We start from the raw sequence: 24,052 nt of genomic DNA on the forward strand, positions 1-24,052 counted from the left end.
CCTTCATGTTCCAGAACCATGCGGATCGCCCGCTGCCGAACTTCAGGTGCAAACTTGTTTGTCGTCTTGCTCATCGTAGACCCTTCCTCTCAGGAGTTAGGGCCTCCGGCAATCCCGGCGCGGTTCACTTTGCTCTTGGCAGAGCGTACCGAAATTTAACCCATCGAGCGGTCGGCCGTCGATCCTCGGCCGACCGCTTTCGGGCAACTGCCGCGAACGATCGCATGGCTGAGCTTGGGGGTGGGAAGCGGAGGTTCAAGCCCGCGCCTGCTTGGGCTCACCCTTATGGCGGTTGTATTCCGGTTTGGTCGAACAATGCCGCCCTTCGGCTTTGGCTCTCAGTTGACCAAGTCTTTCCATAGTCATAGAATTGCTCAGCCACATTGGCTCCATCGGGGAGGCGCACCCAAGTCTGTTTGGAACATGTATAAATGTGAACGTCGGGCGGCATCAAATCAGGGTCATCCAGGGTTCCGACACGGATGAATCGGATGCGCTCTTTAAGGCCTCCCATGAAATAGTTGCTCCAGATGGCGACCCGACAGTTTGGACAGCGAGCGATGACCTGCCCATTTCTGCTCGGCGAAGCTACAGCTATCTCTTCGATGGTCCCCTCAAGCAACTCGACTCGGTCAGCTTCTATCAGCGCATTGTGCGCAAATGCTGATCCGGTTTGCCTTTGGCACCATCGGCAATGGCAACAATGCACAATCATGGGCTTAGAGTTTACTTGGTAGCGAACCTGACCGCATGTGCAGCCTCCCTCACATAACTCGGTCATCTACTGCCCTTCATTCTGGTGACACCAATCCGAATAGCGCTAAACTATCGACATAGAGCCTAATCGGTCCGCGAAGCCGGCACCACCTTGTAGTGTCAAGCAAATGACGCGAATGGGGTCGTTAGCCGAACGACGGCTTTTCACGCTTGAGCCATCGGAACCGGACAGTCCGGAACCGGCCCACTATTTGCCTCTCTTCAATGCCCGCTAGGCAACCGCTGAATGTCGGCTTCTGACAATAGCCGCCGTTCGGCATGACGTTTGGGAACGGCAGGAAAGTCCCAGTTGCAGTCGGTGTCTGTCATAGACGGGCGAATCTATACGCACTGGGTCATCCCGTCACCGGGCAGATCATTTGCGAAAGAACATAGCTGAGGGACCGGGCCTGTGATCTTCTGCGCTGGGCGGCTTGATCCACAGCCTTTGCTGAGTGCTGAATCTGCTCCACTCACATCCGGCAGATCCCCGCTTCTTCGCGCTGATCCTTGGTCAGACTGATCGCCTGACGCCATCAACCCGTGAAGGGTCGGCTACGCTTCGCGTGCCGCCGCTCGGCTGCGCCTGCCCGGTGATTGCAGCTTCCAGTCCGACACTTCGGGCGCCTGTCAGCGGGGGATGGTCTCCCGCTTCGAACAGGAGCCGGATTGATGTCTTTCGACCAAGCACAAGCCTTCGCGTTCAGCCTCGCTGCGAGCCTCATGGTTGCGATCGTCATCTTCAGGGCCGGTGACGGCACACTCTCCGTCGTCCCTGCCAACGAATTCGATGGCGATGCCGAGATCGTGGCGGAGATTGATCCCTTCGCCTCCTGACCGGAGACTACCCACGCTCGCGAGCGCAGATCGGTATGATTTTCGCTCCAGGCGTGAACTGCAATCGGCTATCATGGGTTTCGCGCCGAGGTGGTGGTGGAAGGCGTGGCCGTCAGACACATTGTCACGAGAGACCACCACCATGTTCATCCTTGCTGTTTTCGGATCGCTTGCAGCCATAGGCGCGCTTTGCTGGCTGTTTTTCACACTCAACGTTTTCGCGCTACCGACCTGCGCCGGCCTGACCACCGGTGTCTGGTCGTATCATACGGGAGTCGGCATTCCCGGTGCCATTGTCATCGGCATGCTTGCCACCGGCGCGACGCTCAAGCTCGGCCGGATGCTGCTCATCGCCCTGCGCCCAACGTGGTTGAAGCTCATCGTCGTGCTCGCTTTCGCTGTGTCGGCTGCGATCGCGAGTTTGCTTACGACCTACGGCATCGAAGAACATTTCATGCCGTCTCAGCCTTGGCAGGACGTCTTCTCCGTGATCGGAGCAATCGCGGTCGATATCACGGCGTTCGTTCGGGTGTCGGCGATGGCCGCACCCGGAGGGGCCTCGCGGGACATCGCAACCGCGTGAACGCCATTGAGGCAGAGGCGGCAAGACCAATTCAGTTCCACGCCATTCCATTCCGGTCATTACGCTGACCAATGACCGGACGGTCACGCGTGTCCGCTAACGATTCTGCTAAACGTCTTGCCCTTGATGCACGGCAGGCTGGGGTGGCGCACCTCACGGTCTAACAAGTCAGCAGAGGCGGGCGCTGCGCTGGATGTCACTTTCATTTGGATGCGGCGTGCCTGCAGATCCGGAACCAAGGTCCGATGCGCCAAACTGGATATCCCCGTCTTGTGCGGTCGAGGCCGTGACGACGTTCTCCACGTGAGATCGCTGCCGGATCGAGCGCACCCACGCGGCCTCCCCAATGGCCCGATCTGGCCGAAGGCCGGCTGAAGCCTCGATCGCCTGTGGCGCAACAGCGGCGTCAGAACTTTCTTCCCCTGGGCTACGCCCATTCCTCGCGAGCCAAGATAGTTCCTCCTTTGCTGTCAGGCCCCTTCGGGGTGCGCCGCCGATCGCCTCCGGCCTCCGATTTGCCATCGAGGCCGCAATGGTGCGGGCTCGAAACAGCAGATCATGGAGAACTGACATGGCGACCATCGGCACCTTCAAGAAGACCGGCGACAACGAGTTCGCCGGCGACATCGTCACCCTCTCGGTACAGGCCAAGAACGTCCGCATCGTCCCCGAAAATAAGACTACTGGCGAGAATGCTCCCAGCCACCGCGTCTTCGTCGGCCGCGCCGAGATTGGCGCCGCCTGGTCCAAGCGCTCGAACGAGGGCCGCGACTATCTGGGTCTCAAGCTCGACGATCCCAGCTTCACCGCCCCGATCTTCGCCAACCTTTTCGATGACGAGGACGGCGAGGGCTTCAGCCTCATCTGGTCCCGCCCGAGCCGCCGCAACGGCGACTGAGGCAGTTCCCAATGCCCCGCCCGGCCGATCCGGGCGGGGCAATTCGTTGCCCGCCCGCCGCTTTGGCGGTTGAGCGGCGACTGAAGGTAACCGCTCCCACAAGTCCTGTATCCCCAGTTCGGGGGATGCCCGTCCCACCGCTTCGGAATTTTCGGCAAGATCCGTCAACGCCATGCTGCGCCCCTGTTCGAAGGGAGCTGTCATGGTCAGGGAAGGAGGGAGCAGCACGCAGACGCGCGATCTCGACCTGGCCGGATTTGCCCAGGAATTCCTTCGCCGCAATCCTGCCTACGCTCGCGACTACCGCAAGCTCATGTTTGGGCGGGCACAATCATTCCTCATCGAACAGGAGGAGATGGCCCGCCGATGGGGCCTGAGCTTTCCCGTTTGCGCCGGACATTTCCGCGTATCGCCAACCCGCGCTTTGGCTGCCGACGTTGCTCGCCTCGACCGTCATACTCGGTGCAGCACCAGCAGGAATTGACGACTGCGCATCCCTCGACATCACGCATTGGCCGGTCATTCTATCCGACCGGCTGCTTTCGGACGGACGTCACATCGTCCTTGGTGACAATGGCGGCCCCCACCACCTCTGGATCCGCGATCCTCGCGCCGGACAGTCACTGGCCTACGTCATTCCGCGCAACGCGGCGATGGGCCCGCGGGTGGCGGCTACAGAGCGATTTGACCGCCGGCTGTCGGGCACTCCGGCGTATTGCTGCCAAAGCCTGTCACTGCCAACGGCGTTCCAGGCGCAGCGCTTTTCGCTGCTCCTCGCCATTCTCGATACGCTACTGGACGCGGGCAAAGCTCGGCCAAGCACCCATGAAATCGCCAGCCAACTGATCTATCCGCACATGACCATCGGCCGCGGCGGGGAGTGGAAGGCCTCGTCCGAGCGCCGCCGGACACAGCGTCTGATCGACGAGGCGCTCGCCCTCATGAACGGCGGCTACCGCAACCTGCTTCAAGGCAGGTCTGCCGGTGCGACAAAAACTTTGCGCCCAAAATAGCCGCTCCCCCACGCCGCCAAAACTCCGCGACTGTCCGCCCGGCCATTCCAGGCCGCCCAGCAACCGGCATGAGACGCGAGGAGTATCCATATGCAACCGCACGCCGCCCAATCCGGCCCGCGCTACCTCAGAACCCCCGATGCGGCGAAGATGCTCGGCCTCTCGCCGCGCACACTCGAAAAGCATCGTTGTTACGGCACCGGGCCGGTCTTCCGCCGTCTCGGTGGCCGCGTCGTTTATGCCCTCGACGATCTCGAGGCCTGGGCGGCGCTCGGTACGCGCCGCTCGACCTCGGATCCGGGCGTTGGCACCGTGTACCCCGCCAAGCGCCGTGCTGTGGAAGGCTGATCGGCGTGCGGTATCCAAAGCCCAACTCATTGGCTGCTAGACCGGGCGAGCAGTTGGAGCTGTTCCGTCCACGACCGGGACAGGTAGCACCGCGCGATGCGCAGGATCTGATGACCTGGCCGTTCTTCAGCCTCGCCAAGTCGAAGCGCGTCACGCCGATCGATTTCCGCATGGGCGAAACCTGGATTTCGGTCGAAGCCGTGCCCGAACATGGCATGGCGACAATCTGGGACGCCGATATCCTGATCTGGGCTGCCAGTCAGCTGGTCGCGGCACGTGATGCAGGCCGTTCGACATCGCGGTTTATGGTGACGACACCATACGACATTCTGGCGTTCACCAGGCGCGGCTGGGGAAAGGCAAGCTACGAGCGTTTGAAGGCGGCACTCGACCGGCTGCAGTCGACCACCGTTGCGACATCCATTCGCCAGCAACACCAACGTCGGCGGCATCGCTTTTCGTGGATCAACGAGTGGCGCGAACTGGCTGACGATAATGGCCGTGTCCGGGGCATCGAACTGATCTTGCCGGACTGGTTCTATGCGGGCGTGCTCGACCGTGCATTGGTGCTCACCATTGATCCCGCCTATTTCGACCTCACCGGCGGTATCGAGCGTTGGCTTTACCGTCTCGTGCGCAAGCATGGTGGACGGCAAAACGGCGGGTGGAGCTTCGATGTTCCGCACCTCCATCTCAAGTCGGGCGCACTTTCGCCGCGTCGACGCTTTGCCTTTGAACTGCGCGCCATCGTCGAGCGCCAGCCGCTCCCCGGATATGTGTTGTCGCTCGAACAGGCGCTCGGCAGCGAACGACTGATCTTCGTGCCAATCCCGGTCGATCCGTTCGACGCGGCCATGCGCCGAGTTGGCCTCACCCCTGTGGATAACCAGCCATGAGACTCGGACTATCGGGAACACCCGGATTCGGACTATCGGGAACGCGAAACACGGACTATCGGGAACACCAAAGCTCCGGAAACCCGCAGAAATCTGCGCCAAATCGGCTCCCCTCTAACAGTGCTAATAGAATAGAATCCTACGGATTCTTTCTAACCCGCTGCGCGCCTGTGGATTGTGTTGGGGCGTGTGCCGCACGCGGTGGCCGGTCATGAGCGATCGGCCGCACGCGAAAATCGACTTTGCGCCATTCGCGCGCGCCCTCGCAAAGAAGGCGCTCACGGAAGTCGAGCTGACCTGGATCGAGAAGCGCTACGAGCAATGGCTGCGCTTCGGACGCGTTGCCGACGAGAGGATCGTCAGCCGCCGCACGCGCATTGTCGGCTTTCGTCCCAGCGCAGTCTTCGCGGTCGTGCGCTGGGCGGCGAACGACTATGGCACGGTCCATTCGCGCATCGACATCGTGCAGGCGCTCGCCTCAGGCGAACCGTACACGACAGTGCCGTTCGTGCGCCCGGGCGGCTCGCTGCTGCTTAGCATCGCGGGCTGGCCCAAGGTCGAGCAGGTGCTGCGCGCGATCGATGCGGTGGAAGCCGCCGGTGTCGATCCTTGCGATGCCTCGCCCGATCACTGGCGCCATGTCGCGGCCCGCATACGCATTGGCACCCAGCCTCGGCCCTATGGACGCGAGCGCCACGAAGCATGGCTCCGGCGCAAGGCGCTCGGGCTTTGACGCGCCTGGGCTATGTCATTGCGACGCTGCTCGCCGCCGAATTGTTCGCCGGCTTGTTCGTGGGGGTTGCGTTGATTAAACCACACCCCCGGTTTCTCTGGAACGCCAGCCCCAGCGCGCCGATCGGCCTCTATCGCCTGCACGAGACCGAGCACCCGGCGATCGGGGATCTGGTCGCCATCATGCAGCCGCCCGAGCTCTCCCGGTTCATGGCCGATCGCGATTACCTGCCCGAAGGTCTGCCGCTGCTGAAGCGGATTGCCGCTTTGCCGGGGCAGTGGGTGTGCCGCCGCGGCGCCAAGGTCACCATCAATGGCAAGCGTGCCGCCACTGCGTTGCTTCGCGATCGGCGGGGGCGGTCGCTGCCGGTCTGGCACGGCTGCCGTACAGTCAGGGCGGGCTCGCTGTTCCTAATCAATGCGGCCCCGGACAGTCTCGACAGCCGCTACTTCGGCGCACTTGCCGCATCGGGACTGATCGGCCGTGCGCAGCCGGTCCTCACCCGCGATGCCCCCGGCAAGCCGCTGGTCTGGCGCGGCTTAGCCCGGCCGTCCGCATCCTCCACCAACCAAAAGGAACTTGTGTCATGCAAATAGGCGAGTTTCGTAAAACCCGTGACGGCTACGAAGGCAGCATCCGTTCGCTCACGATCGATGCTGAGGTTTGTCTCGTGCCTGCGCAGTTCTCCAAAGCCGAAAATGCGCCCGAATGGCGCCTGCTGCGCGGTGATTGCGACACCGGCGTCGAGATTGGTGCGGGATGGAATCACACCGGTGAGCGGGCAGGCGCGTACATCGCCGTGCAGTTCGACGACCCGCAATTTGCCGAACCCGTGCGCGCCAATCTGCTGCGTGCTTCACAACGCGGCGACGAGCACATGCTTCTCTGGTCGCGGCCCAGCGCGCGGGATCGGCCTTAAAGTAATGCCTGCTTTCCTGCCGAACTCGCCGCGTCGCTTTGCTATGCTTCAAGCTGCAATCGTGCTGGCTACCGGCTGGCCCGGCAGTGGCTTTGCCGCCTCGGCACCGCCGCCGGATGCGGGCGCCGATGTCGCGGCGGTGCCTGCGGACCGGACATCGGCGCGGCTCTATGCGTCCTACGTCGCCGAGGCGGCGCAGCGGTTCGCCATCCCCGAAAACTGGATATGGGCCGTCATGCGGATCGAAAGCCGAGGTGATCGCCGCGCGGTCTCGGCGGCCGGTGCGATGGGCCTGATGCAGATCATGCCGGCAACTTGGACCGATCTGTCGGCGCGCTACGGCCTCGGTTCCGACCCGTTCGATGCCCGCGCCAACATTCATGCGGGCGCCGCCTATCTGCGCGCCATGTGGAACCGTTACGGCGACCTCGGCGCAACCCTTGCAGCCTACAACGCCGGCCCCGGACGCACCGACGCCTCCCTCGCCAGACGCCGCGCCTTGCCGGCCGAGACGACCAGCTACGTCGCGCGGTTCATGCGGATCAGCGGCGCGAACAGTGGGACTGCGGGTGCGCCGTGGTCTGCAGCCGATCCGCTTGCCTGGCGGCGCGGGGCGTTGTTCACAGCACCGTCGCGTGCGGCGCAGGATAGCGCGGTCCCCGCAGCTGGCCGCGCGTTGGTTCGCGCCGCCAGCAGCGAATCTGATGCGCAAATTTCGCCCAGCATGCCGGCTTCGAACCCGCTCTTCGTCGCTCTTTCCGGGGAAACCAGGCCATGAGGCACTTCGGCGTTCATTGGCGCGGTGTGGCGAATCATGGCGGGCAGCAGGCAGGGAAGGCGCTCGTTACGGATGGAAGAAGGGGTGGATCGCGAGATAAAAGCGCGGCCAGCCCGGCCTGCTGTGGTGGTTGGTTTTGCTTGGCTTGCCCGTATGGCCACGATCCGGCCCGGCCATACGCCCTTCAACAATTCTCTTATAATTCAATTCCCATTTGTATGGCCAAGGCCCCGTGAGCGTCGATGATCATGACTTTCGGCTCCGACCGGGAAGGAGCCGGGATCGCGGGCGTGGTTCGGCCCGTAAGGGACAGCGCCTCGCTGCGCAGGTGCGCCGCGCCAGTGCCAGGGGTGGCCACACGAGCTTCGCGCGAAGGCCGCGCAAAGGCGCCGGAAGTCAGGCGCGGGGCCGGCGGGCACTGGCGGCGGTGCGCTTGCGTGCAGACGGCAGGCGGGTGATCATCAAGGCCCGCGTCGTGCGTCACAAAGGCGCGCGCTTTCGCGCCGCACCGCTTGCCCGGCACATCGCCTATCTCGAGCGCGACGGCGTCACCCGCGACGGCAAGGATGCCGCCATGTTCGACGCACGCGGCGACGGGGCTGACCGCGATACCTTTGCCGAGCGCTGCGCCGATGACCGCCATCACTTCCGTTTCATCGTCAGTCCTGAGGACGCATCTGAGTTGGAAGACCTGCGCACTTTCACCCGCGACCTGATGACGGACATGGCCCGCGATCTCGGCACCGAGCTCGACTGGATCGCGGTCGATCACTGGAACACCGACAATTCCCATGTCCATGTTCTGGCGCGCGGCGTCACCGATGCTGGCGCCGATCTCGTCATCGACAAGGGCTATATCAGCAGCGGCCTGCGAGCCCGCGCCGAGGAACGGGTGACGCTCGAACTCGGGCCGCGCAGCGAGCTGGAGATCCGCACCGCTCTCGAGCGCGAAGTGGATGCCGAGCGATGGACAAGCCTCGACCGTCAGCTCCAGCGCATGGCCGACGAAGGGGCCGGCGTGATCGACCTGCGGCCAGGCGGGGATATCGTTTCCGACACGCGCCGTCTGCTCCTGGGCCGCACCGCTAGCCTGGAACAGATGGGTCTCGCCGCGCGCGAGGGTCCTGGTCTCTGGGCCATGGAACCCGGTGCCGAACAGGTGCTGCGCGATCTCTCGATCCGAGGCGACGTGATCAAGACCATGCACCGGGCGATGAGCGGAGAGGGCGGAAGGTTCGATCCTACCACGCTGGCGCTGCACCTGGAGACGCCGGCCGATCCGATCGTCGGTCGTCTTGTCGAGCGGGGTCTGCACGACGAACTGGCAGGCAGCGGTTATGCCGTGATCGATGGCCTCGATGGCCACGCCCATCATGTCCGCTTCGACGATATCGAGATGACCGGCGATGCGGCGCCCGGCGCGATCGTCGAACTGCGCTCGTGGGAAGATGCCAAGGGCCAGACGCGCCTGTCGCTGGCGACCCGCTCGGATATTCCGCTTGATCGGCAGATCGCGGCGCCGGGTGCGACTTGGCTCGATCGCCAGCTTCTGTCCGGCGAACCAGCCGCCAGCGGTAACGGGTTCGGCCTCGAGGTTCGCGGCGCCATGGAGGCGCGCGCCGATCATCTCGAAGCGCTGGGCCTTGCCCGCCGACAGGCAGGGCGCCTGATCCTGGCCCGCGACCTCATCGATACGCTGCGCTCGCGCGAACTCGATGAAGCGGCGCAGGGGATCGCCGACCGCATCGGCCTTGCCCACAAGGCCTCGGCCGCCGGCGATTACGTGAGCGGCATCTACCGCGAGCGGGTTATGCTGTCCTCGGGGCGCTTCGCGATGATCGACGATGGCCTCAGCTTCCAGCTCGTTCCGTGGCGTCCGGCGCTCGATCAGCACATCGGTCAGCACATCACCGGCACCATGTCGCCCGGCGGCACCGTCGACTGGGCATTGGGCCGTGGACGAGGACTTGGCCTGTGATCTCCATCTCCCATCAAGGTAGGAACTGATGAACGACAGAATCCTCTGGGGCCAGATCGCGGCGGTCGCCGCAATTGTCCTCTTCGGCATCTGGGGCGCGACGCAATGGACAGCGGGTGCCCTTGGCTATCAGCCCGATCTCGGCCAGCCTTGGTTTCTGATTGGCCACTACCCTGTCTATTTCCCGCCGGCGCTTTTCTGGTGGTGGTTCAGTTTCGACGCTTATGCCCCGCACATATTCCTCAAGGGTGCAGCCATCGCTGTCTCGGGAGCCTTCGTATCGATCGTGGTTGCCATCGCGATGTCGGTCTGGCGCGCCCGCGAGCGGCGGCGCGCCGAAACTTTTGGCTCTGCGCACTGGGCCAGCGAGCGCGACGTGCGCCGGGCGGGCCTGCTCGGCGAGGACGGAGTCGTGCTCGGCCGCTTCGGCCAGGATTACTTGCGCCATGACGGCGCCGAACACGTGCTGTGCTTCGCGCCGACCCGCTCGGGCAAGGGTGTCGGCCTGGTCGTGCCCACGCTACTGACCTGGCCGGGAAGCTGCATCGTTCACGATATCAAGGGCGAGAACTGGCAGCTTACCGCAGGATTTCGCGCCCGGCACGGCCAAGTGCTGCTGTTCGATCCCACCAACCCCAAGTCTTCGCCCTACAACCCGTTGCTCGAAGTGCGCAAAGGCGAATGGGAAGTGCGCGACGTCCAGAATGTCGCCGACGTGCTGGTCGATCCTGAAGGCAGTCTGGAAAAGCGCAACCACTGGGAAAAGACCAGCCACGCGCTGCTCGTAGGCGCGATCCTTCACGTCCTCTACGCCGAGGCGGACAAGACCCTCGCCGGCGTCGCCTCGTTCCTGTCTGATCCGCGCCGGGGGATCGAGGCGACCTTGCGCATCATGAAGACCACGCGGCATCTGGGCGAAGCCGGGGTGCATCCGGTGGTTGCCGCCGCCGCGCAGGAACTGCTCAACAAGAGCGAGAACGAACGATCCGGCGTGCTTTCCACCGCCATGTCGTTCCTCGGCCTCTACCGCGATCCGGTGGTGGCCAAGGTGACGGGCGCTTCGCACTGGCGGATCGCCGATCTCATCTCGGGCCCAGCGCCGGTGTCGCTCTACCTCGTCGTGCCGCCCGGAGACATCAGCCGGACCAAGCCGCTCATCCGCCTGCTCCTCAACCAGATCGGTCGGCGTCTAACCGAGGATCTCAATCCTACAGGACGTACGCAGCGGCTCTTACTCATGCTCGACGAGTTTCCGGCGCTCGGGCGGCTCGATTTCTTCGAAAGCGCGCTTGCCTTCATGGCGGGCTACGGGATCAAGGCTTTTCTCATTTCCCAATCCCTGAACCAGATCGAGAAGGCTTACGGGGCAAACAATGCGATCCTCGACAACTGCCATGTGCGGGTGAGCTTTGCGACCAACGACGAACGCACCGCCAAGCGGATTTCCGATGCGCTGGGCACTGCAACAGAAATGCGGGCAATGAAGAACTATGCCGGTCACCGGCTATCGCCATGGCTGGGACATCTGATGGTCTCGCGCAGCGAAACCGCACGCCAGTTGCTCACCCCCGGCGAGATCATGCAATTGCCGAGCGACGATGAGATTGTGATGGCAGCAGGGGTGCCGCCGATCCGATGTCAAAAGGCGCGCTACTTTGCCGACCCGCGCTTGGCCACGCGTATAGCAGCGCCGCCGGAGCCCGATCCGAAAAGTCCGGCCGGTCATCCAGCCGATGATTGGTCCACGCTTCTCCCGGTCCAGGCACCGCCGCCACCGCCTCCATCACCGCCGCCGAAGGTGCAGGAGCACAAGGAGCCCGGTCCGAAGCCCACCAAACCGGAACCGCAGGCGAACCCACCAGCCAGCGAAGACAGCGAGGCGGATGTAAAGAGCGCCAGTGATCCTGCCAATGCCGGCATCCGCCGCGAACCCGGCCTTGGAGACCATGAGAATGTCGCGCCCGATCCGCAACCGGCGCGGGGCGAGTTCGAATTTGAAAACGATGGCTCCGAGGAAGACGCCGCCCGCGACCGGCGCATAGCCGATCGCATGAAGCTCGACCGTGCGAAAGCCGATGGCGCCATGGCCGGCAATGCCAGGCGAGCATCGCTCGATCCGGCCGATGGGATCGAGCTGTGAGAAAGCCGCACGTCAAACAGACCTTCCGCATCGATCCTCGCCTTTCCCGCCTGCTCGAAGACCATGCGCGCGCCCGCAATGTTACCCGGACCGACGTCGTTGAAGCGGCGCTGGCCTCGTTGTTATCGCCCGATCATGAGGAACGTATCGAGGCGATCCTCACCCGGCGGCTCGACCGGATGTCGCGTCAACTCGACCGGCTCGAATGGCATGTCGAACTGACAAACGAGACCTTGGCACTGTTCATCCGGTTCTGGCTCACCAACAATCCGCCGCTGCCCGATGCGGCGCTTAGAGCGGGCCAGGCTACGGGTAAGAAGCGCTGGCAGGCTTTCGTGGAATCTCTCAGCCGGCGAATGGAGGCGGGGCCGAAGCTGCGCGAGGAATTGTCGCGCGATATGGGCTGACGGCAGCATTATACGGCAAATATTCGTGATTCTTGAGGGCGGTTATCAATCAGCAAGGCGATGGCTGGGGTTTTGACTTCCGATCGGCATTGTCACAAATTCGTCGCCGGGCGATCTTCGTCCGCCAGAAGGGAGGTCCTTTAGAGGCCATCACATCGATAGCCTTTCCGAACCGGATGGAAACCGGCGCGGGCGGCATTTAGGCGATTCGCATGGATAGCGGGTTGGGAACGCGCCTGCGGTCGAGCGGTCCGTCATGCGTTTAGTTCTTGCCGAAGACCTTGTCTCTCTCGTCTCCAGCGCCAATTCCGAAGCCGATCTCTTCACTGCCCTTGCTGAAGTGACAAACCGATTGGGCTTCGATCACTTCGCACTTTCCTATGATCGCCGACCTGGATCGAGGGACAGCACCGCCATGCTCGTCCACGACTATCCGGACGCCTGGGCCAAGGTCTATGTCGGCTTCGATCTTGGCGGCAACGATCCCGTGCGCCGCGCCTGCGCAAAAGCCATGACAGGCTTCGAATGGCGCCATCTCGATCGCTTCATTTCGCTCACCAAGGGCGATCGGCGGATGCTGATGGTGGGACGCGAAAGCGGGATCGGCGATGGCTACACAGTACCCCGCCATCTGCCGGGCGAAGCAAGCGGATCCTGCTCGTTCGTGGTGCGGCCGAACGGATCGCTTCCGCGCTCGATGCTGCATGTCGCGGAAATCGTCGGCGCCTTCGCGCTCGCCAGCGCTCGGCGCACTGCCGGCGCGATCGCGCCCAGGACAAAGCCCGTCCTGAGCGAACGTCAGCGCGAATGCGTCCTGTGGTCGGCACGCGGGAAAACGGCGGCCGAGATCGCGATTATCCTCGGCATCAAGGAGGGAACCGTGATCCAGCACCTCAAGACGGCCCGCGAGCGCTACGATGTGCATTCACGCCAGTCGCTCGTGCTGTGCGTCCTGTTCGACGGCCTCATCAGCTTCGCCGACGTCTTCCGCTGGTGGACCATGACGTAGCGCGGCGTGCCATTGGTGGCCTGATTTCGGCCTCACCATCCCCCTTTCTTGGTATGTTTTGAACGCGGCGCCCGTGATTTGATCGGCAGACCAATTCCGATCACCAGGGGATAGCTGCCATGCAGACAAATCTGGCCAGGGCGCCGCAAGCGCTCGAGGATGCCGCCTTTCGTTCAATGTTCGCCGCGCGCAAGCAGGTCTTCATCGATCTGCTCAAATGGGACCTGCCGGTCCTGGCCGGCGAATTCGAGCTCGATCAGTTCGATACGCCGGACGCAGAATATCTGATCCTACTCGACGAGCACGGCAGGCACCGTGCATCAGCCCGTCTGCTGCCGACCGACCGGCCCCATCTGCTGGGCGACCTTTATCCCTTCCTTAGCGACGGTCCCGTCCCAAGCGGGCCTTCCGTCCGGGAAATCACTCGCTTCTGCCTCGATCGCCATCAGACGGCGGCAGAGCGCCGCATGGCGCGCGACCAACTTGTTACGGCGCTGGCCGAACATGCCCTGCGCACCGGAATTACCGATTATACTGGCGTCGCCGAATTCTCCTGGTTCAGCCAAATCCTGCGCTTTGGCTGGTGGTGCTCGCCGCTCGGCCAGCCCGTCCGCTTCGACGGCCGCACGCTCGCCGCGTTGCATATCCTTATCGATGATCGCACGCTCGTTGGCTTGCGTACCACAGGCGTCTACCAGCCCCTTTCGTTGCGTCTGACGGGTAGCCGGGAGGCGCAGATATGAGCGCCGAGACCTGGACCGCCGAACTGCTCGAAAAGGGCTACTGCATCATCCCGGGCCTGGCTCCCGGCGACGTAATCGAAGAGCTTGCCGCTGATCTCGACCCGGTCTTCGCGGCAACGCCCATCGGGCAGGGGCATTTCTATGGCTATCGCACCAAGCGGTTTGGCGGCCTGCTCAAACGCTCGCGCCGCGCAGAGGCGCTGGTCATGCATCCGGACATTCTTGCCATGGCGGAGGCGGTTCTCGGCAACGCATGCGATCGCATCCAGCTCAATGTTGCCCAGGCCATCGAAATTCATCCTGGTGAGGCCCGGCAGTTTCCACACCGTGATCACGACATGTGGTCCGGCGAAAAGGGCGCACACGAATATCTGGTCAACGTGATTTGGCCGCTCGATCCGTTCACCGAGGTCAATGGCGCCACGCAGATCTATCCTTTCAGTCACGGCGCTGAGGGCTTGGTCCGTGAAGAACCGGGTGAGCCCATTGTCGCTGAGTGCGAGCCCGGTTCCGCGATCTGCTTTCTGGGATCGACCGCGCATGGCGCTGGCGCCAACCGCACTGATCGGCGCCGACGGGCCATCGTTGTCGGCTACAGCCTCGGGTGGCTCAAACCCTATGAAAATCTCTGGCTTTCCTATCCGCCCGAGGTGGCGCGAGAATTCACACAGGAACTCGCCGCGCTGGCGGGCTATGCCCAGCATCGGCCCAATCTTGGCAACTACGAGGGGCAGTGCCCATCCGTGCTGCTGCAGGAAGTGGTGCCCGCGCATATCGGGGCGGTCGATGCCTTGCGACCGGATCAGGCCGAAATGATCGCCGGTTTCGCGCAAGCGGCGCTGGACTGAGCCTTGAGCCCTTCGCACGTATTCGAGCCGACTTATGAGGCCATCCGAAAACGCCTCATCAGCGGCACATGGCCGATGGGGTTTCGCCTGGAAGCCGGGCGGCTGGCTGACGACCTCGGCGTCAGCATCACGCCGGTGCGCGATAGCTTGAACCGGCTGGTCGGCGAAAGGCTGGTCGATCTCGTTCCGGGGATCGGATTTCATGTGCCGCGCCTGTCGGAGCGCAGGCTACGCGACTTGCTGGACTTGAATCTGATGCTGCTGCTGAACGCTGCCCGGATTGGCGCCTTTCCCAAAAGCGCAGATGCCGCTGAACCGCCCGCTCACGAGCATGCTGTTCGGACCAATGCGCTCTTTGTCCACATCGCGTTCCTCTCGGGAAATACAGAATTACGTCACTCCATCGATCTGGTGAGCGCTCGTCTTCATGTCACACGATTACATGAAATCGAAGTGTTGCCGGGCGCCAAGCAGGACCTTGAATTGATCGAGATTGCATGGGCAGGGCGCCGCGGTAGCCTCTCCAGTGCGTTACGGCACTACCATACGGTTCGGAAAGGCGCGGCTGACCGGTTGATCGAGCGCGGTCAAGCCGGGACTTCTATCTGAACATTGTCTATATCTGCAGCGCATACGAGAGAGATAAAGCCAACCCGGATCCAAAGCTGATTAGTTTCGTCGATCAACAGGATACCGGTGAACGGTCGGCAAAGTGCAAGCAACTCTTCGAGCGCTCCGCTTGTCGACAGCATTTGCCCGGCGTCGGTGACCGGGTCTGGGACTTTGTGTCCCGTCCGGTTTTGAGCGCCGAAGTGGTGAAAGCGGACTCTGGAAGGGCGAGAACCTATGGTCCGTTGGCGCCTGAAAAGCGGTCATTTAGCTGCCCGAACCAACCCGCCGAAACCGGTCATACGTTCACGCAGAAACATCGGAAAGCCAATGACGGGTAGCAGGCAGCGCATGCGGCACGCTCAACGGCCGAATCGGGGTGGGGAGCGGACCTCCCGCCAGAGGCGCTTTTGTTACGGACGCGCTTCCAGAACCATGTTGAAAGGTCCTTCGGTAACCCTACGGACACTGCCGAAACCTGCACTTGTAATTACTTGCGAGAGTTTCTCCTGCCCGGCTTGCGCGCCTAGGGCTTCGCCGACCTCCTGAGCTAGCGATGTCGGCACACAGACCATTGTGGATGCATTGTAGTAGAGCCGACTTACAGGATTGCCGATGTTTTCTGCGTGATTGTTCCCCGCAATCGGTTCGACGATCATCCAGGCGCCGTCTTTTTTGAGAATCTTGCGCAAGTGTTCAGCACAACCACGCGGATCCCCCATGTCGTGCAAGCAGTCGAACATGGTTATGAGATCGAAATCGACTTCGGCAATCTCTTTGGCGGCAGCCGTTTCGAACCTGACGCGATCACTCAACCCATGCGCCACGGCATGGGCGTTCGCTTCCTCGATTGATGGGGCATGAAAATCGTAACCCACGAAGCGACTTTTTGGGAAAGCCTCGGCCATTAGCAGAGTCGAGAAGCCGACGCCGCAGCCCACGTCCGCGACCTTGGCGCCAGCTTCTAACCGCGGCACCATATCTTCGAGCGCAGGAAGCCAAGCCTGAACAACGCTGTTGACGTAACCGGGTCGGAAGAAGGCTCCTACTGCACAGAACAGGCATCCTGCGCTCTCGCCCCAAGCCACGCCCTCTCCTGTTCGGAACCCCCGCTCGACCTTCTGCTCACCTTCGATCATGGCGGCGGCCAATTCGAAAGCACCTTCCAAGTAGAGCGGGCTGTCCTTCATCACAAAGACCATCGCCTGCTCTGGAGAGACGCTGAAGCGTTGCGCTGCTGAATCGAACTGAAGGTAACCGTTAGCCGCCTGCGCTAGCGCCCACTCCCGGACATACCGCTCTGCAAACCCGAGGCGGGTTGCAAGTTCGTCGGAAGTTGCCGGGCCCTGGCTATGTAATGAGTCGAACAGGCCCAGACGGATGCCGATGCGGACCGTCGGCACACTGAAGGCACCGCCGAGATCACCCAGCATCTTGCCGACCAAGAGGTTGAGTATGTCTGGATTGGGCTGAGTCATATCGATCTCCGAGGGGCTTCTACAGAGAAGCCGTTGCGCAGGCTGGGATCAGCAAGCGATTGGAGCGACCGAATTCTTATAGTTGTCAGTTGTTGCGGTTTCAGGACCGAGTCGCCAAGCTCGGCCTGAGCTCCCTTATTGTCAAGCAACCCGAGCCGATGACCTGAATGTCCGCAATGGCGTCATGTCAGGAAAGGCAACTTTCAGCCTCCGCCCTCGAAATGCTGCTAGGCCCTATAATCTGTGGGGCCGGCCGAAGTCGCCTTGAAAGCAGTCGTTCCCGTTCTCCAAATCAACGGTTGAAACCGGACATAAATTGCCGCGGCGGACTATGAATGAAACTGGGCCGATAGCGGACTGTCAGCTTCGGGACACGCCGAAGGCGTTAGCTGCCGATCCACTTCCGCCCTTGGACTTCGAACCACCGAAGCGCTTTATTCGTGAAAATAACGCCGAGTCATTGGAGCTTCGCGGCAAGCGAATCGGTTTCGCTAGATTCCAAGTGACCTGCTCGATAAGGATCGATCGGATTGATGCTGCTAATCGCGACTAGGCAACAAGTCGATCGGCTTCAAACTCAAGAACATTGGTCTTATATTGAGTGGAACGCTCCGGTGTTTTACTAACCTCAACAGTAATAAGCTTATCGCCGCGAAAAGCCGGGCTCAGCTCCAAGGTCAGATAATCGAACAGCTGCCGTTCGTGGATCGCGATGATGATCTGACGATCTTCACCCTTGGCCAAGGTACGCAACAGCGCAGCGAACTGGGCGATGTGGAGTTCGTCCATCGACTGGACCGGATCGTCGAGGATCAGCCAGGGCAGTTCGGGCGTCACCGATAGGTGCAACGACAAAAACAGGGTCAGCGCCGCCGTGTTGAGGTTGCCGGCGCTGAGCATAGCACCGGGCCGCCCGTAAAACCCGCCCTCGCGGTGCACGGTTTCCAGGAGCGCCGAGACCGGTTCGCCGTCCTTCTTCGGCAGCATGAACGCCGGCACGAAGGGCTCACTAGGGGCAAGCCGAACGAAGAGGTCGCTCCAGATCGCGTTGAGGCGTTCATTGAACACGCGACCGACGATGGCAGTGCGGGCTTCGCTCGCGGCGGTGCGGAGCGCATTCGCCATGTCGCGCTCGCGCTTAACCGTCCGCTGGGCCTCCAGCAGCCCGGATAGCCGCGCCTTGCGCTGGACGGCGTCGCGGTCGCGCTCGGTCTTCTGTTGCGCGAGCAATCGCAGCCGCGCGATGATCTCGGATGCGGTGTCGCGATCTTCGCTGATTTTGCGGGCTGCCGCCTGCGCTGCCTCGGCAGCGGACAGCAAGCGCGCCAAGGCAAGATCGGTCGTCTCGGAGGATGTGACCTCCGGCACGCCCATGGTGCGCGCGAGTTTCTCGAGAGATGCGCGGATTTCGGCACCGGTGGATTTCTGCAGACGGAGTTGCGCTGTGCGGGTAGCCGCTCGCGTCTGGGCTTCGAGTAGCGTCGCCCCACGCCGAGCATCCTCCGCCAGAGTTTCAAGTTCCGAGCGCGTCGATCGCAAGAGTGCAATGCGCTGTTGATGTCCGGTGACATCGGTTTGCGGGAGCACGCGGGAGGCATCGCTGCTGCGGCTGCGTTCGGCCTGAGCGAGTTCAGTTTGTGCCCGCTGCCGCTCCGCCATCAGTTCGCGCAGCTGCTCCGACCGTCCGACCAATCTGGCAACCTCCTCGGTAACATGCGTCCTCAGATCAGCGCCCGGAACCTCCGAATAGTCGCGTAGGCACACCGGGCACGACTCATCATGGATATGCGGCAGCAATGCCGCCAGCGCTTGACCGAGTCCGGCGGTGTCGCCCGAAATGGTCTCAACCTGGTTGTCGAGCAACGAAATCCGGGCGCGAAACTGGCTGATCTGCTGATCAGTCGCACCAAGGCTCTGGCTTGCCTTGGCGGTGTTGGCGAGGGCGCCTTCAAGCCGGTTGAGCTCGCTCGTGACCAGCGCAAGCGCGGCCTTGCGCGCCTCTTCCGGATCGATCTGGTCGGGATCGGCAATGTCCGGAAAGGTAGATCGAAGGCGCGTGATCGTGTCGCCGAGCCGTTTGCCCGGTCCGGTGCGGTACGCCTGGGCCGCAACCGCCGCGTCGGCTTCCTCGCCTTCGATCGCCGCCAGATCGAAGGTGGCATCGTTGCCGGCCTGTTCGGACCATTGGCGCTGGAGCGTGACGATGCTGCTGACCCGCGCATCAAGGTCCGCAGCGGATGGCGCGACCTCGCCCAGCTCGAGCAGCTGCGCCGCGGCGTCGAGGTCCGCAGGCAGTTTGAGGGCTTCGCGCAGCGGAGCAAGCCGCGTTTCCAGTTCCGCTTGCTCCTGCGCCAGCTGCCGCTCGAGCGCGTCGTGCTCGCGCCGCTCGCCTTCGAGCCGGCCTTGCAATTGGTCGGCGCGATCGAAATCCGCGCTGAGCTTCGACATTCGCGCCTTGTGACCGGCCGCGTGAAGGCCATCGATCAGCGCCTCGAGCTGATCTAGGCCGAGGAGGTTCTTAACGAAATTGGTCAGCGGCGTGTTGGTCGGGTCGCGCGACGCCGGGGCCTGATAGATGTCGAGCAGGCGCCCCAAGGTCGATTGGGATAGGTAGCAGCGGTCGGCGAAAAACGTCCGCCTGTTGGTGTCGAGCAGCGCCTTACCTGTAATGGCACCGCCCGCGACGGTCATCCTGGTTTCGGTTCGTACGCCGCCGGCAACCCGCAATTCGATTTCGGCGCTGGCGGCGTCGCGATTGACCAAGTGGTTTTGCACATCGTCGTCGCTCCGACGCAGCGCCGCGACGTCACCGGTCAGCGCGAGTTCGAGCGCGGATGCGATGCTCGTCTTGCCGGCGCCGTTGGCGCCATGAATGAGAACGATCGGCGCATCGAGCGGGATCGATATCTGACCCTTGATGCTGCGAAAGTTACTGATGACGAGTTCGGTGAGCTGAAGCGTCATGACAGCACTCCGGCAAGCGCGCGATCAATCCTGCGGCGCAGTTCGTGGCTGACCCCCGCCTCACCCTGCTCGGCAGCATTGAGATAGGCGGTGGCGATCCGCGTGACGTCACCAGTCAGACGATCGCGGACCTCGCTACTCCAGTCGCCCTGCAGATTGGTCGCTTTCGGCAGCTTCAGCGGGAGCAGCACCGCGAGCCATTCGCGCAGCCGCTTTTCATTGGCTTCGGGTCCGACGCTCAGCACACGGCAGACCTGCGAAACGCCTTCGAGCAGATCTTCATCAAGCCGTTGCCCGATGAGCACGAGCGTCAGCGTCCGCCGCGATCCGATCACGTCGAGCGAGCGGCCGAACGCAAGGATTTCGCGTCGCATGCGATCGGGTGAGCCTAGCGTCGTATCCTGCAGAATCACGAGATCGAGCGACTTGTCGGTGGTGAGCACCGCGTCGAACGAAAAGCTGGTCGAGCCAATGCCGAACGGCTGCTGGGCATCGCGATACCCGCCTTTCTTGAGAATATCGGCGGCGAGCTCGAGCGGGGTCACAGGCTCGCGCTCCACTTGAAGGCCGTCATGAGGTCGTTAGCATCGGCCGCCCCTTCGATAACCGTCCGCATGCACACCTGCCGCAGACCCGGATTGCTCCCGCGACCATATTTGTTGATCGGATTGCGCGCCCGACTCGCCGTGGGCGAGGCGCTTAACAGCAGCACGGTATGATCGGCGTCGGGATCGACATGACCGTTTTGTATCATCTGCACCGCGACATCGTCATTCGCCGCGAAAAACACGCGGGTTTCCTGGCCGGCCTGATCGAGCTTGAGGGGGGCGGTATTACCTACATCAGGCGTGATCGCCCAATCGCCGTCCGCCGCGCCACGCCCGAGGACGGCCAGTGCGACCGACGCTTGGCGAAGCCCGGTCGCGGCCGACACATCACCAATCTGTTGGAGTGCTCCGGTGCTCAATGGAATGTAACGCCCATGGTCGGTTCGGCCGTTGTTGAACAGGTCGAGGCCAAGGCTGAGCGCGGCGATCAAATCATGGACGAAGGAAAGGCGATCTGCGGCTGCGCTGGTCGCTGCGCTGTCGCGTATTTGGCGCAGGCCAGCGGCAAGGCAATTGCGATCCCCCGGTCCCCAAGCTGCGGGCAATCCGAGGTCGGCGAACGCGGCCAGTTTCAGTTCAAGGACATTTAGGAACAGCGCGATCAGCAGCGTTTTGGCGTAAACCCGAACGCGCGCCGCAGCTTCGATCTCTGGGCGATTTGCGTCATAGGCACCAGCATACATCGCGGCCAACACATCGCACTGTCCCGGCTTCAAATCCTCTTCGGCAAAGAGGAAAGCCTTGGGATCGTCGGTCCAGTTCCAGGCGCTCCCCTGCGCGCCTTCCAGGAATATGTCCTGAACATCGATGTCTTGGGCGGAAAAGCCGATCATTAAGGTTCGGCGCTGCTGGATCGTGGATACGAGATGCGTTCGCAGCACATGATAATCCGCGTTCATGCGATACTGTTGAATCTGGGGAGTGCGTGCGATCAGCAATGGGCGATAGACGGGCTGGTCGGTGACCGCGCGAACCGCGCAGCCATGATATTTGAGAAGCTTCGCCCGGCCGCCTGCGCCCTGAAAGTCGGGCGCGCGAATACAGACATCAATCGTGCTGCCCACCGCGCCTGTCAGCTTGAGCTCCGCAGATTCGATCAGATAATCCCAGTTCGCCGAAGAGATATCGCGGAACGCACCCTCTAGCGTGAGCATGACCACGCATAGATGCTCAGCATCGGGGTCTTCACCCGTGAAACTGCCAGGGACATCAACCGCTTTCCATAGCAGGAAATCGACCTCGTGTTCGCCTTCCACCGGCGTGTTCAGCACGCGAGAATAGAATTCCGCCAGCCGGCAAGTCACGACTTTGCGATGTTCGGGCGGCCAATCATCGATCGGCTGATCGAGGTGGAGGCATGCCTTTTCCGGCCCGGATAGCAGATTCAATATCTGATCAAGAGCGACTTTGTAGCGACAGGCCGGATTGCCATCCGCCATGTTACTGCGAAGATATTCGATGACGCGGCCAATGACCGCCGGAACGCCGACGACGCGATTGAGCGAAATGCCCGATCCTAACCAAAGCGCGTAACGACCACTCGCGACGGCATGAGCAACCTCCGGGAAATCCGAATCAAGCAGTGACAAGGTCTCTGCGACAGTAATCTCCCACGCTGTTGGCAATCGCCCCCTCCAACCGTGTCCCCGCACGGCTCTTTCTTCATTTCCAACTGGACGAAGCCAGCAAGTTATTTGCTAACCTAGATCGAATTTCTCCCGCGATCCAGACACTTCCAAAGCAGTCTTTCGATCACCCGGGGGAGATTAGACACGAATGCCGCGGCACGCGCAATCGCGCAGTTTGGCCATACTGAGCGACGGCCGTAGGAATCACTGGCGGGCAGAGTCTTCATGTTCCGACCGCTATCGTTAGAAGCCGGGATCTGTCGGGTCGATGCATCATAGGCGGCGACTACCAGACCGATGTCGCACAATGAAGTGTCCACTGCGTTGCTTCATGAACGAGCGTCGGCTTTCAAGTTTGGCGGAGGCGGGGCCGAATGGCCGACCTTGGGGCGCAAAGCTGACCGGCAGAAACTGGGCCGTTTCCGGTCCGTCTGCTATTGAGCGAGGCGAGGTAGAAAGCAGCCATTCATCAAGCGATCATAGGCCTGCCTACAAGATTGGGGCATCTAGGTGTCGGCGCCCTTGCGCTCCTCCATCTTCTTATCGAGGTAGGGCCGGAGCAAATCGGTCATGCGATCAACCATGTCGGGTCCGTCCCGACGCTGGGGTGGCCCATCGACGTACTGCGAGTGCGGCATGACTCCGCTGTAGTTTAGCGAGCCCGCTCCCGCCAACACCAGTTCAACAATGAACGGATTGCGCGTGCCGCCAACGAGACCGGGCCCAGCTTTCGCGAGCAGCCCGGCGAGAATGTCGCAGAGTTGGACCGAATGAGAATCGTGCGAGCGCACGGAATTGGATGACCTAACGCGCAGCGGCAGCTCGACTTCGGTGCCATCGGCGATCGGAAAAGGCGGTGCGACGAAATTGTCGCGAAGCATCGTCTCCCAAAGATCTCGTCGCTTCAAAAATGCGCTAGATTCGTCATGAACAAGCGCGAAATCTTCGCTCCTGTGTTGACGCCACCACGTGATTGACGAGAACACCGAGGTGACCTGAATCTCGCTCGAATCTGTGAAGTGAGCAAGGTTTGGGTTAGTCGCTCGAAAATGTTCCAATCCGCGCAGAAGTAGATCGAAGAGTCCGGGCAACGGGGCTTCGGTCGTCCCTTTGCCGCGCTCCAAGTGTTCCTTTAGTACATCCAGTCGCGCATCGGTGGGATCGCGTGCGAAAGCGTCCCAACTTCGGATCATACTATCATAGAGTTCGTCGGCTCCATGCGTGACCAAGTCCCGATGGATCGTATTCAGATATCGCAGACCCCAGCCGTCGGCATACCAATCGAAACCGGCCTCGTATGCGCCGGGCTCAACGAGATAGTCGACCAACTTGGTGAGCAGGCAAAATCTCTTATCAATGATCCAGACGAATGCGCGATCAGCAAATCGGGGGATCTCTGCCGCCAATACACGAAGGCCATCCCGCGAACTCTCCCGCTTCCAGATGTTTGTGAATTTGTATTCATCGCCCTGATAGCGGGGGAAACAACGGGCGAGCATTTCCCTCGCCTCCTCGTCTTCGATGATGGTTGATGCGATCGTGAAGAATCGTTGGTCGGGGTTGTAGAGATCGTCGCCGGTAAACCCGGACTCGTCGAGATATATAGTGGTGGTCATGGGGCAAAGATGGGCTGGATCACTTCTCCAGGCAAGTTTCGGCACTTGGGCCGTGAGCCGGCCGTCGAGTATAAGCCGGACAATCGGCAAAAGCTGACAATAGCACGGATCAATCGCTTTGGCTGGTCTCGACCAAAGCACGAACCCGCTTCGCGGGAGGGTCGCTTGGGGCGAGGTAGCGTAGTATTGTTCAGGCTTTGCGAGCGGCGATGTCGCCTTGCGACCGTGGAGTTCCTTCAACGCAAAGGAACTCACCATGGATA

The 24,052-nt window shown here is 62.0% G+C and carries 24 protein-coding genes; 18 read left to right on the top strand and 6 right to left on the bottom strand.

Annotated features, from left to right (window positions below; translation table 11 throughout):
* Positions 1-283: 283 nt before the first annotated feature.
* Entirely contained in the window at positions 284-781 is a 498-nt protein-coding gene (locus FMM79_RS20330; RefSeq protein WP_148629336.1) for a GFA family protein, read from the bottom strand.
* A 647-nt stretch (positions 782-1,428) separates the two neighbouring features.
* Between FMM79_RS20330 and FMM79_RS21510 the strand changes: the two genes are divergently transcribed.
* The 18 genes from FMM79_RS21510 (at position 1,429) to FMM79_RS20425 (ending at position 15,495) form a co-directional block, all read left to right on the top strand.
* Positions 1,429-1,593 carry a hypothetical protein gene (locus FMM79_RS21510; RefSeq protein WP_162853571.1) on the top strand — a complete coding sequence of 55 codons (165 nt, stop codon included), beginning with the start codon at positions 1,429-1,431 and terminating at the stop codon, positions 1,591-1,593.
* 142 nt (positions 1,594-1,735) lie between these two features.
* Positions 1,736-2,176 carry a hypothetical protein gene (locus tag FMM79_RS20335; protein WP_148629337.1) on the top strand — a complete coding sequence of 147 codons (441 nt, stop codon included), beginning with the start codon at positions 1,736-1,738 and terminating at the stop codon, positions 2,174-2,176.
* Between the two features lie 571 nt (positions 2,177-2,747).
* Positions 2,748-3,074 (top strand): DUF736 domain-containing protein, encoded by a 327-nt coding sequence (locus tag FMM79_RS20345; RefSeq protein WP_148629338.1) that lies wholly within the window; start codon positions 2,748-2,750, stop codon positions 3,072-3,074.
* A 202-nt stretch (positions 3,075-3,276) separates the two neighbouring features.
* Positions 3,277-3,558 (top strand): transcriptional regulator domain-containing protein, encoded by a 282-nt coding sequence (locus FMM79_RS22345; protein ID WP_371710970.1) that lies wholly within the window; start codon positions 3,277-3,279, stop codon positions 3,556-3,558.
* Entirely contained in the window at positions 3,512-4,087 is a 576-nt protein-coding gene (locus FMM79_RS20355; RefSeq protein ID WP_240339332.1) for a DUF2285 domain-containing protein, read from the top strand. Before FMM79_RS22345 ends, FMM79_RS20355 begins: the two co-directional genes overlap by 47 nt.
* Positions 4,088-4,177: 90 nt before the next feature.
* Positions 4,178-4,435 carry an AlpA family transcriptional regulator gene (locus tag FMM79_RS20360; protein WP_148629339.1) on the top strand — a complete coding sequence of 86 codons (258 nt, stop codon included), beginning with the start codon at positions 4,178-4,180 and terminating at the stop codon, positions 4,433-4,435.
* 110 nt (positions 4,436-4,545) lie between these two features.
* Positions 4,546-5,331, top strand: a complete 786-nt coding sequence (locus tag FMM79_RS20365; RefSeq protein ID WP_240339333.1) for a replication initiator protein A — start codon at positions 4,546-4,548, stop codon at positions 5,329-5,331.
* A gap of 211 nt (positions 5,332-5,542) precedes the next feature.
* Complete coding sequence (locus tag FMM79_RS20375) at positions 5,543-6,064, top strand: DUF2840 domain-containing protein (RefSeq protein ID WP_148629342.1); 522 nt, start codon at positions 5,543-5,545, stop codon at positions 6,062-6,064.
* On the top strand, positions 6,061-6,660 hold the full coding sequence (locus tag FMM79_RS20380; protein WP_148629343.1) for a S26 family signal peptidase: 600 nt from the start codon (positions 6,061-6,063) through the stop codon (positions 6,658-6,660). Before FMM79_RS20375 ends, FMM79_RS20380 begins: the two co-directional genes overlap by 4 nt.
* Positions 6,651-6,983, top strand: coding sequence for a DUF736 domain-containing protein (locus tag FMM79_RS20385; protein ID WP_148629344.1), 333 nt, complete (start codon positions 6,651-6,653; stop codon positions 6,981-6,983). The genes FMM79_RS20380 and FMM79_RS20385 overlap by 10 nt, the downstream gene beginning before the upstream one ends.
* Before the next feature lie 4 nt (positions 6,984-6,987).
* Positions 6,988-7,761 carry a lytic transglycosylase domain-containing protein gene (locus FMM79_RS20390; protein ID WP_240339334.1) on the top strand — a complete coding sequence of 258 codons (774 nt, stop codon included), beginning with the start codon at positions 6,988-6,990 and terminating at the stop codon, positions 7,759-7,761.
* A gap of 232 nt (positions 7,762-7,993) precedes the next feature.
* Positions 7,994-9,739: a DUF3363 domain-containing protein gene (locus FMM79_RS20395; protein WP_148629345.1), complete on the top strand. Its 1,746-nt coding sequence runs from the start codon at positions 7,994-7,996 to the stop codon at positions 9,737-9,739.
* Between the two features lie 28 nt (positions 9,740-9,767).
* The gene (locus FMM79_RS20400) at positions 9,768-11,879 is read left to right on the top strand and encodes a conjugal transfer protein TraG (RefSeq protein WP_205466774.1); all 2,112 of its coding nucleotides are present in this window, start codon (positions 9,768-9,770) and stop codon (positions 11,877-11,879) included.
* Positions 11,876-12,286, top strand: coding sequence for a CopG family transcriptional regulator (locus FMM79_RS20405; RefSeq protein ID WP_148629347.1), 411 nt, complete (start codon positions 11,876-11,878; stop codon positions 12,284-12,286). Before FMM79_RS20400 ends, FMM79_RS20405 begins: the two co-directional genes overlap by 4 nt.
* Before the next feature lie 256 nt (positions 12,287-12,542).
* Positions 12,543-13,295 carry a LuxR family transcriptional regulator gene (locus FMM79_RS20410; RefSeq protein WP_148629348.1) on the top strand — a complete coding sequence of 251 codons (753 nt, stop codon included), beginning with the start codon at positions 12,543-12,545 and terminating at the stop codon, positions 13,293-13,295.
* Between the two features lie 119 nt (positions 13,296-13,414).
* Entirely contained in the window at positions 13,415-14,038 is a 624-nt protein-coding gene (locus FMM79_RS20415) for an acyl-homoserine-lactone synthase (RefSeq protein WP_148629349.1), read from the top strand.
* On the top strand, positions 14,035-14,886 hold the full coding sequence (locus tag FMM79_RS20420; protein WP_148629350.1) for a phytanoyl-CoA dioxygenase family protein: 852 nt from the start codon (positions 14,035-14,037) through the stop codon (positions 14,884-14,886). Before FMM79_RS20415 ends, FMM79_RS20420 begins: the two co-directional genes overlap by 4 nt.
* A gap of 3 nt (positions 14,887-14,889) precedes the next feature.
* Positions 14,890-15,495, top strand: coding sequence for a GntR family transcriptional regulator (locus FMM79_RS20425; protein ID WP_148629351.1), 606 nt, complete (start codon positions 14,890-14,892; stop codon positions 15,493-15,495).
* 413 nt (positions 15,496-15,908) lie between these two features.
* Here FMM79_RS20425 and FMM79_RS20430 read toward each other — a convergent pair whose 3' ends face one another.
* The 5 genes from FMM79_RS20430 to FMM79_RS20450 all read right to left on the bottom strand — a co-directional run.
* On the bottom strand, positions 15,909-16,973 hold the full coding sequence (locus FMM79_RS20430) for a class I SAM-dependent methyltransferase (RefSeq protein WP_148629352.1): 1,065 nt from the start codon (positions 16,971-16,973) through the stop codon (positions 15,909-15,911).
* Between the two features lie 549 nt (positions 16,974-17,522).
* Positions 17,523-19,937: an AAA family ATPase gene (locus FMM79_RS20435; RefSeq protein WP_148629353.1), complete on the bottom strand. Its 2,415-nt coding sequence runs from the start codon at positions 19,935-19,937 to the stop codon at positions 17,523-17,525.
* Entirely contained in the window at positions 19,934-20,482 is a 549-nt protein-coding gene (locus FMM79_RS20440) for a hypothetical protein (protein ID WP_148629354.1), read from the bottom strand. The genes FMM79_RS20435 and FMM79_RS20440 overlap by 4 nt, the downstream gene beginning before the upstream one ends.
* On the bottom strand, positions 20,479-22,134 hold the full coding sequence (locus FMM79_RS20445; protein ID WP_148629355.1) for a hypothetical protein: 1,656 nt from the start codon (positions 22,132-22,134) through the stop codon (positions 20,479-20,481). Before FMM79_RS20445 ends, FMM79_RS20440 begins: the two co-directional genes overlap by 4 nt.
* A gap of 545 nt (positions 22,135-22,679) precedes the next feature.
* Positions 22,680-24,052 (bottom strand): DUF3800 domain-containing protein (locus FMM79_RS20450; protein WP_148629356.1); only part of this gene is annotated, 1,373 nt, incomplete at its 5' end.

The sequence above is a fragment of the Novosphingobium sp. BW1 genome (assembly GCF_008107685.1).
In the GTDB taxonomy this organism is placed as follows: Bacteria; Pseudomonadota; Alphaproteobacteria; order Sphingomonadales; family Sphingomonadaceae; genus Novosphingobium.